This window comes from Falsiroseomonas sp. HW251 (genome assembly GCF_050563545.1).
Taxonomy (GTDB): Bacteria; Pseudomonadota; Alphaproteobacteria; order Acetobacterales; family Acetobacteraceae; genus Falsiroseomonas.
Map to the genome: position 1 here is coordinate 20,149 of NZ_JBNXUM010000014.1, position 15,216 is coordinate 35,364.

14 protein-coding genes are annotated in these 15,216 nt (G+C 72.6%); 4 read left to right on the forward strand and 10 right to left on the reverse strand.

All coding sequences use genetic code 11. The annotated features are described in order from the left end of the window. Positions 1-151 precede the first annotated feature (151 nt). Positions 152-1,099: a LysR substrate-binding domain-containing protein gene (locus ACLF3M_RS17580; RefSeq protein WP_430658261.1), complete on the reverse strand. Its 948-nt coding sequence runs from the start codon at positions 1,097-1,099 to the stop codon at positions 152-154. Positions 1,100-1,175: 76 nt separating this feature from the next. Here ACLF3M_RS17580 and ACLF3M_RS17585 point away from each other — a divergent pair, with 76 nt between their 5' ends. Next, entirely contained in the window at positions 1,176-1,790 is a 615-nt protein-coding gene (locus ACLF3M_RS17585; protein ID WP_430658262.1) for an NADPH-dependent F420 reductase, read from the forward strand. 16 nt (positions 1,791-1,806) lie between these two features. Further along, positions 1,807-2,949, forward strand: coding sequence for a DJ-1/PfpI family protein (locus ACLF3M_RS17590; RefSeq protein ID WP_430658263.1), 1,143 nt, complete (start codon positions 1,807-1,809; stop codon positions 2,947-2,949). 174 nt (positions 2,950-3,123) lie between these two features. Here the strand turns inward: ACLF3M_RS17590 and ACLF3M_RS17595 are convergent, their stop codons facing one another. The 5 genes from ACLF3M_RS17595 to hemH all read right to left on the reverse strand — a co-directional run bounded on the left by ACLF3M_RS17595 (position 3,124) and on the right by hemH (position 8,032). After that, entirely contained in the window at positions 3,124-4,959 is a 1,836-nt protein-coding gene (locus tag ACLF3M_RS17595) for an ABC transporter ATP-binding protein/permease (RefSeq protein ID WP_430658264.1), read from the reverse strand. Between the two features lie 183 nt (positions 4,960-5,142). Beyond that, entirely contained in the window at positions 5,143-5,595 is a 453-nt protein-coding gene (hemJ, locus tag ACLF3M_RS17600) for a protoporphyrinogen oxidase HemJ (RefSeq protein ID WP_430658265.1), read from the reverse strand. After that, the gene (locus tag ACLF3M_RS17605; protein ID WP_430658266.1) at positions 5,595-6,182 is read right to left on the reverse strand and encodes a hypothetical protein; all 588 of its coding nucleotides are present in this window, start codon (positions 6,180-6,182) and stop codon (positions 5,595-5,597) included. Before ACLF3M_RS17605 ends, hemJ begins: the two co-directional genes overlap by 1 nt. A 38-nt stretch (positions 6,183-6,220) precedes the next feature. Then, complete coding sequence (locus ACLF3M_RS17610; RefSeq protein WP_430658267.1) at positions 6,221-6,892, reverse strand: HAD family hydrolase; 672 nt, start codon at positions 6,890-6,892, stop codon at positions 6,221-6,223. After that, complete coding sequence (gene hemH, locus ACLF3M_RS17615) at positions 6,893-8,032, reverse strand: ferrochelatase (protein WP_430658268.1); 1,140 nt, start codon at positions 8,030-8,032, stop codon at positions 6,893-6,895. A 9-nt stretch (positions 8,033-8,041) separates the two neighbouring features. Between hemH and ACLF3M_RS17620 the strand changes: the two genes are divergently transcribed. Next, entirely contained in the window at positions 8,042-8,980 is a 939-nt protein-coding gene (locus ACLF3M_RS17620) for a VOC family protein (protein WP_430658269.1), read from the forward strand. A gap of 6 nt (positions 8,981-8,986) precedes the next feature. Here the strand turns inward: ACLF3M_RS17620 and ACLF3M_RS17625 are convergent, their stop codons facing one another. From ACLF3M_RS17625 to ACLF3M_RS17635, 3 genes are all read right to left on the reverse strand, one after another. Then, entirely contained in the window at positions 8,987-9,952 is a 966-nt protein-coding gene (locus ACLF3M_RS17625; RefSeq protein ID WP_430658270.1) for a Bug family tripartite tricarboxylate transporter substrate binding protein, read from the reverse strand. Positions 9,953-10,152: 200 nt separating this feature from the next. Then, positions 10,153-11,391: a UDP-galactopyranose mutase gene (gene glf / locus ACLF3M_RS17630; RefSeq protein ID WP_430658271.1), complete on the reverse strand. Its 1,239-nt coding sequence runs from the start codon at positions 11,389-11,391 to the stop codon at positions 10,153-10,155. Continuing rightward, positions 11,384-12,538 carry a glycosyltransferase family 1 protein gene (locus ACLF3M_RS17635; protein WP_430658272.1) on the reverse strand — a complete coding sequence of 385 codons (1,155 nt, stop codon included), beginning with the start codon at positions 12,536-12,538 and terminating at the stop codon, positions 11,384-11,386. The genes glf and ACLF3M_RS17635 overlap by 8 nt, the downstream gene beginning before the upstream one ends. Before the next feature lie 418 nt (positions 12,539-12,956). On the opposite strand from ACLF3M_RS17635, the gene ACLF3M_RS17640 reads away from it, so the two are divergent. Then, a complete protein-coding gene (locus tag ACLF3M_RS17640; protein ID WP_430658273.1) occupies positions 12,957-14,498 on the forward strand; it encodes a hypothetical protein in 1,542 nt (513 codons plus the stop codon). Here ACLF3M_RS17640 and nth read toward each other — a convergent pair. Next, the gene (gene nth, locus ACLF3M_RS17645) at positions 14,462-15,172 is read right to left on the reverse strand and encodes an endonuclease III (protein WP_430658274.1); all 711 of its coding nucleotides are present in this window, start codon (positions 15,170-15,172) and stop codon (positions 14,462-14,464) included. The two genes, ACLF3M_RS17640 and nth, sit on opposite strands and share 37 nt — an antisense overlap. Positions 15,173-15,216 lie beyond the last annotated feature (44 nt).

Consider the following 15,216-nt stretch of genomic DNA (forward strand, 5'->3'; position numbering starts at 1 on the left):
GGGACCGGCCGCACCCGCCGTGCCTCGAAACGTCCGTTTTGCGGAGCGCCCGTGGCGGCGATTCGGCGTGCAGCCGTTGCCAGAAGGCGATCGGACCCTAGGGGCCGCAATGCCCGCCGTCAACCGCAACGTGGCACGCGGCACCGGGTTTTCAAGGGCCTATGCTCACGCCCTCGCGCGCGTCCTCCCGCACGATTGCCTCCAGCGCGCCCAGCAGCCAGCGCAGGCCGGGCTCGCCCTCGTGCCGTCGATGCCAGGCCACGCTCAGCGTGAAGGGGCGGATTGCCAGCGGCGGCGCGAAGGCGCGCAGGCCGAAGCGCCCGGCGTGCCGCTCCACCACCCGGCGGGGCATGGTCGCCAGGAACCCGCCCTCCCCCGCGGCGGCCAGCGCCGGCAGGAACCCCGGCATCGCTGCGACCACCCGGCGCCGCCGCCCGAGCCTCGCCAGCGCCGCGTCCACCGTCCCCTCGAGCCCGCCATCGAGCGACACCAGCACATGATCCATCGCGCAATAGGCATCGAGCTCGAGCGTCTCCCGGCCTGCCAGCGCGGGATGCGATGCCGCGGCGGCGACCAGGTAGCTCTCCTCGTACAGCGGCAGGGTGAGGATCTCGGGCGGTCGGCGCGGGAACAGGCCGATCGCGAGGTCCACCTCGTCGTCCGCCAGCGCGCGCAGCGCGGCGTCGCGTGCCTGCGGGCGGAAGGACAGCCGCAACCCCGGCCCGGCCGCGACGAAGCGAGAGAGGAGGGGCGGGCCGAAGCGCGCGGCCTCGTAGTCCAGCCCCGCCAGGCGGAAGACACGCTCGCTGCGCGCGGGGTCGAAAGCCGCCGGCGGCGCCACCGCGGCGCGGGCCAGCGCCAGCACCGAAGCGATGCGCGGCGCCAGGTCCAGCGCCCGGGCCGTCGGCTCGACGCCGCCGGGGCGTCGCAGGAAGAGCGGGTCGTCGAAGATCTGCCGCAGGCGCGCCAACGCGTGGCTCACCGCGGGCTGGCTCAGTCCGAGCTCGCCGGCGACCACGCTGAGCTTCCGGTGCCGCAGCGCCCCGTCGAGCACCAGCAGCAGCGTCAGGTCGAGCCGGCGGAGTTTCATCTCGCTCATGTCGACATGCATAAGTTTCAGTTGGTGGAAGCCGTTCCTCCTCTACCTTTTCGCCAGACCATCAAGCGAGGTGAAAATGCGCATCGGTATCATCGGCGGCGGGAATGTCGGAACGGCGCTCGCCGGGGCCTTCGCCCGCGCGGGGCATGCGCCGGTGCTGTTGCGCCGCGATCCCGCGGCCCCCGGCGCCGCGCCGGGCGCCACCCCCTCGGCGCCGCTCGCTCCGCTGGACGGGGCCGAGGCCTACGTCCTCGCCACGCCCTATGCCGCGGCCGTGGGCGCGCTGTCGGCGGTCCGGCCCGGCGCGGTGCCGGTCATCGACGCCACCAACCCGCTGGAGATGGGCGCGGACGGGCTCGGGCTTTCGATCGGCCATTCGACCTCGGCCGCCGAGGAGATCGCCCGCGCGCTGCCAGGCCTTCGCCTGGTCAAGTGCTTCAACACCGCCGGCTTCGGCGTGCTGGCCGAGGCCGGCCGCTTCGCGCCGAAGCCCGTGATGTTCGCCGCGTCCGAGGACGACGAGGCGCGCGCCCTCGCGCTGAGGCTCGCGGCCGACATCGGCTTCGACCCCGTGGATGCCGGCCCGCTGCGCGCCGCCCGGCTGCTGGAGGCGCATGCGATGCTCTGGATCGAGCTCGCGGCGAAGCGCGGCCTCGGCCGCGACATCGCCTTCGCGCTGCTGCGCGCCTGACCGCCGGCAGGACCGCATGAGCCTCAAGGACCCGAACCCGGTGGACCGGGCGAAGCCGAAGCGCATCGCTCTCGTCCTCGCCAATCCCGCGGTCTCCTCCACCACGGGCTGGCCGGTCGGCTTCTGGTGGAGCGAGCTCACGCATCCCTGGCTGGCCTTCCACGAGCGCGGCTACGAGGTCGAGCTGTTCAGCCCCGGCGGCGGACGTTGCGAAGCCGATGCGATGAGCGATCCGCGCGATCCCTCGGGCTATTCGTCCGACGACATCGTCACCATGGGCTTCATCGCGACGCCGCGCCTTGCCGCGCTGGTCGAGGCGACGAAGCCCGTCGAGGCGATCAGCCTCGACGCCTTCGACGCGATCGTCGTGGCCGGCGGCCAGGCGCCGATGTTCACCTTCGAGGGCGCAACCGCCCTGCATGCGAGATTCGCCGCCTTCCTCGAGACCGGCAAGGTCGCCGCCGCGCTCTGCCACGGCACGGCGATCCTGCGCTACGCGAAGCTGTCGAACGGCGAGTACGTCGCCAAGGGCCGCACCGTGACGGGCTTCGCGAATGTCGAGGAGGACTTCGCGGACAGCGCGGTCTGGTCCATGGGCGCGCTGCCGCGCGACAGGCACGTCATGCCGTGGCGGATCGAGGATGCGCTGAAGGCGCTCGGCGCCAACTACATCCAGGTCGGGCTCTGGCGCGGCTTCGCCGTGCGCGACGGCAACCTCGTCACCGGCCAGCAGAACTTCTCCGGTGCCGAGACGGCGCGCGCCGTGATCGGGGCGCTGGGGGGGATGAAGCCGATGCCGTTCACGGGACGGTGCCATTGCGGCGGCGTGCGCTACCGTGTCGCGGAAGCCGTCGGCGTGATCGTCTGCCATTGCCGCGACTGCCAGCAGATGCACGGCAACGCAAACGCGATGCTCGCCGCGGCGGCCGAGGCGGTCACGCTCGACAGCGACGCCACGCTGGTGTGGTACGCCTCGAGCCCCGCGGCCGAGCGCGGCTTCTGCTCGCGCTGCGGCGGGCGGCTGTTCAAGCGCCTGAAGGAGGGCGGGCGGATGCTGGTCTCCGCTGGCACGGTGGACCCGCCGACGGGCATGACGGTGATCCGTGACGTCTGGGCGCAGTCGAAAGGCGACTGGTACGAGATTCCCCCGCGCGGCTGACGCCCGGTCTCAGAGACCGCTTGAGAATGCCGGCGGCTGAGGATCCGCAGGGCGCTTTTCGTCCCTGCTAGGCGCCGGGTGCCGCCGATGCTGATTGCATCGGCAAGCCCGGTAACGACGCAGGGGCGGAAAAGGCGCGCCGAGCCGACCCGTCCGGTGTTCTCAAACGGTCTCTCAGCGCAGCGAGGGCTGGCCGCGCGCCGCCGCTGGCATGTCCTGCCCCGCGCGCCAGGCGCGCGCGGCCGCGTGCATCGCGGGCTCCCGCCGCGGCAGCGCCCGCGGCACGTCGCGGTGCGGCACCAGCCGCGCGCCGCCCGGCCCGGCCTGGACCACCAGTTCACGGTCGTGATGACGGTCGAGACCCGGCCGGTGGCCGATCGACAGCACCGCCGCACCCGGCAGTTCCTCCGCCAGCAGCGCGAACATCGCGGCCTGGTTCGCCTCGTCCAGCGCCGAGGTCGCTTCGTCCATGAAGACCCAGCGCGGCCGGTGCAGCAGCAGCCGCGCGAAGGCGACGCGCTGCTGCTCACCGAGCGAGAGCACGCGGTCCCAGCGCGCGGCCTCGCCGAGCCGCGCGACGAGGTGCGGCAGCCGGCAGCGCCGCAGCGCCCCCTCCAGCGACTCCCGCGGGAAGGCGTCGGGCGGGGCGGGGTAGCACAGCGCGGAGGCCAGCGTGCCAAGCGGCAGGTAGGGGCGCTGCGGCATGAACAGGCTGGCCTGGCGGCAGGGGACGCGGATCTCGCCCTCGCCCCAGCTCCAGAGCCCCGCGATGGCGCGGAACAGCGACGACTTGCCGGTGCCGCTGCCGCCGCGGATCAGCACGCGCTCGCCGGCCTCCACCGTGACCGACGATGCATGCAGCAGGGTGCGCCCGCAGGGCGTCGCCAGCGCGACGCCGCGGAGTTCCAGCACCTCGGCCCGCTCCTCGCGCTGCAGCGCTCCCGGCGCGCTCGGCGCTTCCAGCGCGCGCTCCAGCTCGACCACGCGCGCGACATGGCAGCGCCAATCCGCGAGCCGTGGCCAGTTCTCCGTCAGCCAGCACAGCGCGCGCGTGACCTCGTGGAAGGCCTGCGCGGTCTGCATCAGCATCCCCAGCGTCACCGCGCCCGCGAAGTACTGCGGCGCGCCGAGCAGCAGCGGCACGACGCCGGCGACGGGCATGTAGCAACAGCCCAGCCACATCAGGTCGCGTTCGGCGCGGAACATCCGGCGCATCGCGTGCTCCAGGCGGCCATAGCAGTCGGCCAGGCCGCGCCGCTCGTCCTTCTCGCCACCGAGCATCGCGATCGCCTCGGCGTTCTCGCCGACGCGCACCAGGGCGTAGCGGTGGTCGCCCTCGGCGGCGTTGCGCGCCATGTTGATCCCGGGAAGGCGCCGGCCAACCAGCATCGTCACGCCGGCGCAGGCCGCGGCATAGAGCAGCGCCGCCCAGAGCATCCCGCCGGGAAGGTGCATGGCGCCCCAGGGCGTGGGCAGCGCGACATGGGCCGACAGCGCCCAGAGCATCCCCGCGAAGGAGACCAGCAGCACGACCGCGTAGATCAGCCCCAGCACGAGGTCCACGGCGATGGCGGTGGCCCAGCGCGTGTTCTCGCCGATGCGCTGGTCCGGGTTGTCGGCGCCGGCGGCGTCCGCCGGGCCGGGGGCGCGGCCTTCCACCAGCATCGCGGCCTGCAGCCTGAGCACCAGCCAGCGCCGCCAGCGCAGCGCGATCTCCTGCCGCGTCCAGAGCCGCCCGACCGAGGTCGCCATCAAGGCCAGGATCAGCCCGAAGAAGACCAGCAATTGCGTCGCGAAGGCCTCGCCGTCGCGCACCTCCAGGGCGTCGAAGCTGCCGCGCTGCCAGAGCGCCAAGCCCCAATCGATCGCGAGCTGCACGCCGATGAACGCAAGCGCGGCCGCGGCGAGGCTGCCGGCGATCCAGGGCTCCGCCTTCGCCCAGCCCCTGGCCAAGCGCCATGCGTCGCGGATCGGGCCGGGGCGTCTCTCGAAGCTGTCTTGATCCGGCATGAGGCCCCGCATGGGTGGAGAAGCCTCAATCGGTATACAACCTACAAACTACACGCAATCGTGAGCTTCCACCGCACAGCGGAACAAGGCGGGAGTGCGGCAACCCTGCCACATTTCAGCCATCCTTCAGGCGAGCTTGTCCGCCCTGGCACCACCTGTCGTCCGTGCATACCGCCGTCGATGTCAGAACGGCTTCGCGATCACCATCGTGACGATCAGGACCAGCGCCAGCGTCGGGACCTCGTTGATGATCCGCCAGGCCCGCTCCGACCGCGGCCGCTCGTCGCGCTCGAAGGCCTTCCGCGCCCTGGACAGGTCATGGTGCACCCAGGTCACCGCGACGACGCCCAGCAGCTTCAGGTGCCACCAGCCGGCCTTCCAGTCGATGATCCCCGGCGTCAGCACGACAAGGATGCCGAAGACATAGGCCGCGATCATGGCGGGGTTCATGATCGCCCGCAGCAGCCGCCGCTCCATCACCTTGAAGGTCTCGGAGCGGACGTCCCCGGGCGGCACCTGCGAGTGATAAACGTAAAGCCGAGGCAGGTAGAACAGCCCCGCCATCCAGGCGAAGACCGAGATCACGTGCAGCGACTTGATCCAGGGATAGGCGGGCGCCAGGAAGTCGAGCGTCATCAGCTTTCCGTCTGCTGGCAGCTCTCGGCCGAGCGGCCGAAGGCCAACCAGGCGCCGCCGCGGAGCTGCAGGCAGCCCTGCACCCACTCGCCCTCGATCGTCTGCCCGCGCAGCGTCAGCCGTCCCTTCCCGTTCGGCCGGCCGCGCTGGACGCTGCCCTCATAGACCAGGCCCGCCCCCGGAAGCTCGATGCGGCCCTGCACGAGGTAGTCGTCGACATACTCGCCTTCCTCGAGCGCGATCGGCTCGCCGTCGCGGAAATTCGCAAGCCGCCCGCGGCCCTGCGCCTTGCCGCCGCGCAGCATGCCGTCGAACACCATCTCGCGGGGCTCGCCGCGCTCCCGCCAGGTCAGCACGCTGCGCCCCTGGCCTTCGGCGGGGCCGTTCGGGCAGGTCCCGCTCCAGCGCACCGCCAGTTCCGAGACATCGGCGCCGAAGCCGCTCATCCAGAGCCAGCAGCCCTTCTCGGCATCCACGACGAAGCCCTCGCTGCGGCCGGGGCCCAGCGTCTGCGCCTCGGGCGGCGCCGGCGGGCGCTGCGCGAAGGCGGGCGTGGCGAAGGCGAGCAACGCAAGGGCGGGCAGCATCCGGCGCATTGTCATTCCCCTGGTCAATTCCGACGACCCTACTCCGCGGCGCCCAGCCCGAGCAGCCCCGGCAGGTCGCGCATGGCATCGAAGGGCTCGGCGCCGGCCGCGCGCAGCGCCTCGGCCGAGGTCGAGGAGGTGAAGCCCAGCACGCGGCAGCCCGCCGCGATGCCCGCGCGCGCGCCGGCAACGCTGTCCTCCACCACGACGCAGCGATGCGGGTCGGCGCCGCAGGCCTGGGCGGCGGCGCGGTACATGTCGGGCGCGGGCTTGGGGCGCTCCACGTCGTTCACGCTGAAGGCGCGGCCACGGAAGATCTCCGCCAGGCCGAGCCGCCGCAGCTTCGTCGCGAGCTCCGCGCGGGAGGAGTTGCTGGCGACCGCGACGGGGATGCCGGCCGCGACGATGGCGCCGATGGCCTCCACCGCGCCCGGGATCGGCACCGCCTCGTGCTCCAGCGCGCGGACGACGCGGCGGATCAGGTTCGGCAGGAACTCCGCGGGCACCGAGCCCGGCCCGAGCCGCTGCTCCACCTGCGGGCCGATCGCTTCCCAGGCGAGGCCCCGGAAGCGCCTCGCGCCTTCCTCCGCCGTCATTTCCCAACCCAGCGCGGAGATCTCGTCGGCCATGATGCGGTCGTGCAGCGCCTCGGTGTCGGCGAGCACGCCGTCGCAGTCGAAGAGGACGGCTTGCGGGCGCGGCCGGTCCACCTAGGCCGCGACCTTCGCGCGCGTCTCCGCGCGGGCCTTCGCATGCGGGCAGTCGCCATGCTCCTTCGGGCATTGCCGCGCGCCAGCGAAGGAGCAGAGGCCGCGCCCGGAATGCCGCGCCCGCGCGGCCAGCGAGGCCAGCGCCGCGACGAAGCCAGGATCGGCGTTCTGCGCCGGAGCGCGGAAATAGGCGGGCACGCCGAGCTTGTGCGCCTCCTCGGCGTATTCGACGTCGAGCTCGACCAGCGTCTCGGAATGCTCGGAGGTGAAGGCGATCGGCACGACAAGCACCGCGACCTTGTCGTGGCCGGCGCGCTCCAGCTCGGCCTCGGTGGAGGGACCGATCCATTTCTGCGGCGTGACGCGGGACTGGTAGCAGACGACATGGTCCAGCGCCTCGATGCCGAGGCGCTCCGCGACCGCGGCGACGGATTGCTCGACCTGCCACTGATAGGGATCGCCGGCGGCGACGATGCTCTCGGGCAGGCCATGCGCGCTGAACAGGACGCGCAGCGGGATCGCGGGGTCGAGCTCCGCCCGCGCCCGGTCCCAGGCCTGGCGCACGATCGCGGCGGTCGCCTCGACGAAGCCCGCGTCGCTGTGGAAGCAGCAGAGCGCCGTGGTCGGCGCCTGCAGCCCAATGCGCGCGGCCGCCTTGTCCCACGCCGCGACGGAGCTGCCCGTGGTGGTGGTGGAATACTGGGGATAGAGCGGCAGGAGCAGGATCTCGTCCGGGGCCCAGGCCTTCACGGCCGCGGCGCAGGCGTCGGACATCGGATGCCAGTAGCGCATGGCGATGAAGGACTTGGCCTCGACCTCGCCTGTCGCATTCAGCGCCGCTTCCAGCGCGCGCGCCTGTTCCTCCGTCAGTTCCAGCAGCGGCGAGCGGCCGCCGAGGATGGCGTAGTTCTCGCTGGCCGGCCTGGTGCGCCGCCAGGCGATGATCCGGCCGAGCCAGGGCCTGACCCAGCCCGGCACGCGCAGGATGGCGGGATCGGTGAAGAGGTTGACCAGGAACGGGCGCACGCTCTCCGGCGCGTCGGGACCGCCGAGGTTGAACAGCACCACCGCCAGGCGCGGGCGCGCGGGCGTGGCCAGGGCGGTCGCCGTCTCGGCCTGATCCATGACGGGGCGGGACATGACATGCCGGTGGCCTGGGTCAAGGGCGGCGTGGCGCATTTCGCACCCGGCGTTGCGGCGGAGGGCGTTTCCGCGCAGCCTTCCCGCATGGACGCGCCCCTGCCCTTCGCGCTGCGGACCCCGATCTCCGTCGCCGAGGCGGCGCTGCGCGTCCGCGACCTGCCCGCCATGGAACGCTTCTACCGCGAGGCGCTGGGGCTCGAGGTCGTCGCCCGCGACGCCGGCGGCGTGGTGCTGGGCGTCCGCGGCACGCCGATCCTGCACCTGCTGGACCGCCCGGGCGCGCGGCTCGAGGCGCCGACCGAGGCGGGCCTGTTCCACATCGCCTTCCTGATGCCGACGCGGCTCGACCTCGCGCGCTGGATCCTGCATGCCGCGGAGACGCGGATCCCTGTCGGCGGCGCCGCCGACCACATCGTGAGCGAGGCCATCTACCTCGAGGATCCCGAGGGCAACGGGATCGAGGTCTACAGCGACCGCCCGGAATCCGGCTGGGACTGGCAGGACGGCAAGGTGGCCATGGGCACGCTGGGCCTGGATGTTCGGGCGATCCTGGCGGCGATGCCGCCGGGTACGTCGGGCTGGACGGGCGCGCCGGCAGGGCTGCGGATCGGCCACATGCACCTGCGCGTGGGCCAGGTGCCGGTCGGGCGGACATTCTACGACGAAGCGCTGGGGCTGCGCGCGACCACGGGGCGCGACCTGCACGCGGCCTTCCTGGCCTCGGGCGGCTATCACCATCACGTCGCGATCAACAGCTGGAACAGCGCCGGCGCGGGGACGCGCGATACCGGGACGACGGGGCTCGACTGGTTCTCCCTGGCGGTGCGGGACCCCACGCTGTTCGACGCGCAGCTCGCTCGGCTGGGCGACGCGGCGACGCCGATCGAGGGCGGAGTGGAGGCGAGCGACCCCTGGGGGACGCGGGTCAGGCTGATGCGGGCCTAGGCCAGACTATTTATCGGCGAGCCGGCCGAGCCGCGCCAGGATGGCGGCCAGCCGCTGCGCGTCCTCCGCGACGAAGCGCCCGAAGGCCTCGGGCGAGAGGGGCCGGGCGATCACCAGGCCCTCGCCGGCCAGGCGCTCGACAAGGCCGGGGTCCTCGCGCAGCGCGCCGGTGGCGGCCGCGTTCAGGCGGGCGACCGCCTCGGGTGGCGTGCGGGCAGGGGCGTGCAGGCCGAACCAGCCCTCCGCCACCAGGCCCGGCCAGGTCTCGGTCAGGACGGGCTGGTCCGGCAGGCCCGGCACGCGCGCCGCGCCCGTCCAGGCCAGCAGCCGCGCGCGCCCGCTGCGATGCGCCGCCAGCGCCGGCGGTCCGCCCAGCACCGCGGCGTCCAGCGCGCCGGAGAGCAGGTCCGACACCGCCGCGGAATCCCCGCGGTAGCTCACCGCGATCCAGTCGAGATCGAGCCGCGCGGCCAGCATCGCGACGACAAGCTCGATCGACGCGCCGCCCGATCCCCCCATCGAGATCCGCCCCGGCCTGGCGCGGACCAGCGCGACCAGGTCCTGGATCGTCTCCGGCATCCCCTGGCGCGCGGCGACCGCGTAGGGCAGCGTGCCGAGCAGCGCGACGGGGGCGAAATCCTCCGCCCGGTACGGTAGGTTGCGCGTGGTGAGCGGGCCGACGGTCATCGTTCCGCCGGAGGAGAAATACAGCCGCTGCCCGTCGGGGGTTGCGCGCGCCACGTTCTCCGCCCCGATCGCGCCGGCCGCGCCGGGCCGGTTCTCGATCACGACGGGGGAGCCGAACCGCGCCGCCATGCGGTCGGCCAGCGGACGCGCCAGGGCATCGGCCGAGCCGCCCGCGGCGTAGGGAACGACGATCACGACGGGGCGGGAGGGCGTCCAGACCTGCGCTCTCGCCAGCGTCGGCGCGGCCAGCGAGAGGCAGAGCGCCCGGCGGGCGAGACGGATCACCGGGGCCGGCAGCGCTCGCAATGGGAGCGGCCCGACGCACGGCGGCGCCAGCGACGGGGGCAAGTCGCGCCGACCGCGCCGCGCAGCAGGTGCTGCGCAACCGTACGGCTCGCGAAGGGGGTCATCGGCCGGTCCATGCTCGCAGCATAGACCGGCCCGCCAGCCCAGCCTACTTCCGTCGGGCGGAAGCGGCCGGCGCGTCAGTCGCCTGCGCTGGCCTGCAGGCGGCGGCGGTCGTCGTTCGCCGCGGTGCGCGGCACCGACTTCTGGATGCGCTCGAAGGTCGCCAGCGCCTGACCCACCACCTGGTCCATGTTGTAGTACCGGTAGGTGGCCAGCCGCCCGACGAACCAAGTGTCGGCCTCGGCGTCCGCCAGCGCCTCGTAGCGCTTGTAGAGCGCGGCGTTCTCCGGGCGGGGGATCGGGTAGTAGGGATCGCCTTCCGCGGACGGGAACTCGTAGGTGATGCTGGTGCGGGGGTGCTGCTGCCCCGTCATCCACTTGTATTCCGACACGCGCGTGAAGGGCGTGGCTTCCGCGGGATGGTTCACCGTGCCGGTCGGCAGCGCCCATTCCCGATCGAGCGTTTCGTGCTTGAAGCGCAGCGAGCGGTAGGGAAGCTTGCCGAAGCGGAAGCCGAAATACTCGTCTACCGGCCCCGTCCAGACCAGGTGCCGGAAGGAGAAGCGGCGCCGCGCCTCGCGGAAGTCCATCCCCGTGCGGACGGTGATGTTCGGATGGTCCAGCATGCGCCGGAACATCGCGGTGTAACCGTCGCGCGGCATCGCCTGGAACCGGTCGGTGAAGTAGCGGTCGTCGCGGTTGGTGCGCGTCGGCACGCGCGCGGTCACCGACTTGTCGAGCTCGCTCGGATCCAGCGCCCACTGCTTGCGCGTGTAGCCGCGGAAGAACAGCTCATACAGCTCGCGCCCGACCTTGCCGACGACCACGTCCTCGCTGGTGCGGACGGTCTCCACCGTCTCGGCGCGCGAGGCGAGCCAGCCCTCGACTTGGTCTTCCGTCAGGTCCAGGCCGTAGAGCCTGTTGATGGTGTCGAGGTTGATCGGGATCGGCACCAGCAGATCCTTGCCGGTGGCGGGGCTGCGCACTTGGCCGAGCACGCGATGCTCGTAGGGGCGCCATGCCGTGAAGCGCGAGAGATGCGCGAAGACGGCCTCGCTGTTGGTGTGGAAGATGTGCGGGCCATAGCGATGGATGAGCACGCCGGCCTCGTCGAGGTGGTCGTAGGCGTTGCCCGCGACGTGGTCGCGCCGGTCGATGACCAGCACGCGCTCGTTGCGCTGCGACGCCAGGCGTTCCGCCAGCACAGAGCCCGCGAAGCCCGCGCCGACGACAAGCCAGTCATAGGCGCCACGCTCGGCGTGACCCAGGGGATTGCCCAGGGGATTGTTGGTGTCGAGACGGGTCACCTCAGTCATGCGCCGCTCCCGCCGCGCGCGCGGCAAGGACCGAGACGGGCAGCCCGGCGCCGCTGCGCCGCGTTCGCGGGACGGCCTCGATCAAGGCCGACATCCGCGACCAGGTACGGTCCCAGCTGTCCGTCGCGAGCCGCGCGTCGACTCTCGCAAGCCACGCCTCGCGCGGGCGCTTCAGCAGCGCCTCGGCCGCCAGCGCCATCCCCTTCGCGTCCTGCGCGATGGAGACCAGGCCCGCATCGCCGTAGTCGCGCACCACGTCCGTGACCGCGGTCGAAACCACCGGCAGCCCGGCGGCCAGGAATTCCGGCGTCTTGGTCGGGCTGATGAAGCGCGTGCTCTCGTTGATGGCGAAGGGCATGATGCCGACATCCCAATGCGCGAGATGCCGCGGCAGGTCACGGTAGCTGCGGCCACCGAGCCAATGCAGGTTCGGCGCCTGCGGCAGGCTGCCGGGGTCGATCTTCGCGATTGGCCCGATCATGCATAGCGACCAGTCCGGCCGCAGCGCCGCGAGCTCCGCGACGAGCTCGAGGTCCATGCGCTCGTCCACCACGCCGAAGAAGCCAAGCCGCGGCCGCGGGATCGCGCGCAGCTCCCCGGGCTCCGGCAACTCGCCTCGCGCCTGCCCGAAATGCGCCGCGTCGATCGAAGAGGGAAAGCAATGCACCGAGGGGTGCTTGCCGCGCTTCGCCTCATAGAGGCTGCGACCGCCGGTGAAGACGAGGTCGGCGCGCGCCAGCAGTCGGCGCTCCATCTCGAGCATCTGCGGCGGAGCACCGCGGAAGGCCGAGAGCTCGTCCATGCAATCATAGACCACGATGTCGGCCGGCACCTGCCCGGCGAGCGCCATGAACATCGGGGAGTAGAACCAGGCGACCAGCGTCCGGCCCTCGCGCGGCGCCAGCACGGTCTCGAGCAGCGCGCGCTGGGCTGCGAGCGCGACCTCGGCCGACAGGCCGCGCGGCAGGACCGGGCGCAGCACCGTCACGCCATCGCGCGCCAGCACGTCGAGCCGCGGCGCGGCGCCGTCCTCCTCCTCGGGCTCCTCCCAGAACAGGACCTCGTAGGCAGCTACCGCGCGCGTCATCAGGTGCTGCGGCCGTTGGAAGACGAAGTCCCAGCGCAGATGGGACAGGACAAGCAGCACGGGCCTGTCGTCACGGCCGCGCTGATGACAAGGCGGAGCCCCGGTCATGCGTACTCTCTCCTTTGGTGGAGCCAGACCCTGGGCACGACGAAGACCGCCGGCGGCGAGCATGTGCCGCTGCCCTGGAACGCCTGGACGTCCTGGATGCACACATCGAAACGCCGCGTCGTGCCCGGGGGTTCCGGACGGCGGCGCCGGCCTGCGCGTCGGTTCGAAACGTTCCGACCGCCAGCCGGTGCGATGGCGGGGCGGGAACAAAGGCGCGAGCGCCGGGCACGCCTGCCGCGCCGGATCGCTACAGCGGTGATTTCAGCCCCGAGGACGCGTGGCCGACATTGCAGCGCCTGCCCATCTTCGCGCGTGGCGCGAAGCGGCGCCTTCCCTTGCATCGCGCGGCGTCGCCGCCTGCGGCGCGGCCATGCTCCTGGTGCTGCCGCTCGCGGTGGTGGATCTGCCGCCGTTGCTGGACTACCCGAACCACCTCGCGCGGATGCTGATCCTCGCGGAGGGAGGCCGCGATCCCGCGCTGGCGCGCTACTGGCAGCCGGCCTGGGACATCCTGCCCAACATCGCGACGGACCTGATCATCCCGCCGCTTGCGCGCGTCATGCCGCTGACCCTGGCGGGGCGCCTGGTGCTGGGCGGGATCCTTCTGCTGCTCTACGCCGCGATCCTGCTGCATCACCGCGCGGCCTTCGGACGCGCGGGCTGGTGGTCGGTGGCCGGCGCGCTCGTGGTCTGCAACGGACTCTTCCTGCTGGGCTTCCTGAACTTCACGCTGGGACTGGCGATCGCGCTGCTCGTCGGCGCTCTCTGGATCGCCGAGCGCGAGCGGCGGCCGGCGCTGGCGATCGCCGGCGCGACGCTCGGCGTCGCCGCGGTGTTCTTCTGCCACGTCATCGACGTGCTCTTCGCCGCGGTGCTGATCGGATCGCAGGAGGTGCTCGCGGTGATCGCGGCCCAGCGGGGCGGCGGGCGCTGGGCGAGGGAGGCGCTGGGGCGTGCCGCGGCGGTGGCGGTGGTGGTCGCGCCGGCCGTGCTGCTCTACGGGGCCTCGCCCCTCGCGGAGGCCAGCGGGAAGACCAACTGGTATCCTTGGGACCGCAAGGCGCTGGAACTGCTGCTGCCGGTGGCGGGCTATCGCGGAGCGCTGGATGCCGCGACCGGCGTCGCGATCCTCGGCGTGCTGGCCTTCGGGCTCAGGCGGCGCGGCGTGCATGCGCCGTCGCTTCTGGCCTGCTGCATCTTCCTGGCGTTCTTCGCCGCGACGCCCTTCGCGGTGCATGGCGCGGCTTTCGTGGATGCGCGCTTTCCCGTGATGCTGGGGCTGATGGTCTTCGCCGGCTTCGATCCGCGCCTGCCGCCTCGCGCGGGGCGGATCGCGGCGGCGCTGCTCGGCGCGCTGCTCGTGCTGCGGAGCGGCGTGGCGGCGGAGGCTTGGGCCGCGCACCGCGCCGACCTTGTCGCGATCCGCCAAGCGATCGCGCCGATCGAGCCCGGGAGCCGTGTGCTGGTGGCGACGGCGCGCGACCTCGCGGATACCGCGTATTGGCGGAGCGGCCCGCGCAGCCGCGCACTGGCCAGGCTCGGCACGATGGAGGGGCATTTCGGCGCGCTCGTCGTGCTGGAGCGCCGCGCCTTCATCCCGCTGCTCTTCACCATCCGGGGGCAGCAGCCGCTGGCGGTGCGGGACGAGTGGCGGCACCTGTCCTTCCCGCGCGGCATCGCGGTGGACTACCGCCTGCTCGGCCGACGGGACCGGACCGCGGCGGAGCTGGAGGAGGCGCCCTACCTCGCGTCCTGGCCGGACGAGTTCGACTACCTGCTGGTCCTGTTGCCCGACGCCGCCCCGGGCCTGCCGGGGCTACCAGAGGGGCTGGAGAAGCTGACCGACACGGGCACCGCGGCGCTGTTCAGGGTCGGTCACTTCGCCGGCGCCACCAGCACCTTGTCCCGGTAGTTGCAATGCGCGATCGCGGGGCAGCGCCAGCATTCCGGCATCCTTGCCTTGCACACGTAGCGCCCGTGCAGGATCAGCCAGTGATGCGCATCGCGCAGCAGGTCGGGCGGGCATTTCCGGACCAGCCCGTCTTCGACCTCGCGCGGGGTCTTGCCGGGCGCGAGGCCCGTCCGGTTGCCGAGCCGGAAGATGTGCGTGTCCACCGCCATCGCGGCCTCGCCGAAGGCGACGTTGAGCACGACATTGGCCGTCTTGCGTCCGACGCCGGGCAGCGCCTCGAGCGCGGCGCGGTCGTTCGGGACCACGCCGCCATGCCTCTCCACCAGCATCCGCGACATTGCCGCGACGTTGCGCGCCTTGCCCTGCCAGAGGCCGATGCGGCGGATGTGGGGGCCGATGCCCTCCTCGCCCAGCGCGGCCATGGCGGCGGGCGTCGGCGCGGCCGCGAAGAGCGCGGGCGTGCATCTGTTCACCGCGGCGTCGGTGGTCTGCGCCGACAGCGCGACCGCGACCAGCAGGGTGAAGGGATCGGTGTAGAGAAGCTCGGTCTCGGGCTCGGGGTTCGCGGCGGCGAGGGATCGCAGGAAGGCCTCGGCCTGCGTCGCGTTCATCGCCCGCGCACGGCGGGGTTTCTCGGCGGTGCCGTGGTTGGGCTTGCCAGGGGAACGGGGCATGGCGCGGGGCATGGTCTTTCGCGCTGGGTAGCCCATACTCCGAC

What these genes read in the sequence shown, in the direction of transcription:
- ACLF3M_RS17580 (WP_430658261.1), bottom strand. Translation starts at nt 1,099, where the DNA reads ATGAGCGAGATGAAACTCCGCCGGCTCGACCTGACGCTGCTGCTGGTG.
- hemJ (WP_430658265.1), bottom strand. Translation starts at nt 5,595, where the DNA reads ATGACGCTCGACTTCCTGGCGCCCGCCTATCCCTGGATCAAGTCGCTG.
- ACLF3M_RS17585 (WP_430658262.1), top strand. Translation starts at nt 1,176, where the DNA reads ATGCGCATCGGTATCATCGGCGGCGGGAATGTCGGAACGGCGCTCGCC.
- ACLF3M_RS17595 (WP_430658264.1), bottom strand. Translation starts at nt 4,959, where the DNA reads ATGCCGGATCAAGACAGCTTCGAGAGACGCCCCGGCCCGATCCGCGAC.
- hemH (WP_430658268.1), bottom strand. Translation starts at nt 8,032, where the DNA reads ATGTCCCGCCCCGTCATGGATCAGGCCGAGACGGCGACCGCCCTGGCC.
- glf (WP_430658271.1), bottom strand. Translation starts at nt 11,391, where the DNA reads ATGACTGAGGTGACCCGTCTCGACACCAACAATCCCCTGGGCAATCCC.
- ACLF3M_RS17590 (WP_430658263.1), top strand. Translation starts at nt 1,807, where the DNA reads ATGAGCCTCAAGGACCCGAACCCGGTGGACCGGGCGAAGCCGAAGCGC.
- nth (WP_430658274.1), bottom strand. Translation starts at nt 15,172, where the DNA reads ATGCCCCGTTCCCCTGGCAAGCCCAACCACGGCACCGCCGAGAAACCC.
- ACLF3M_RS17640 (WP_430658273.1), top strand. Translation starts at nt 12,957, where the DNA reads ATGCTCCTGGTGCTGCCGCTCGCGGTGGTGGATCTGCCGCCGTTGCTG.
- ACLF3M_RS17605 (WP_430658266.1), bottom strand. Translation starts at nt 6,182, where the DNA reads ATGCTGCCCGCCCTTGCGTTGCTCGCCTTCGCCACGCCCGCCTTCGCG.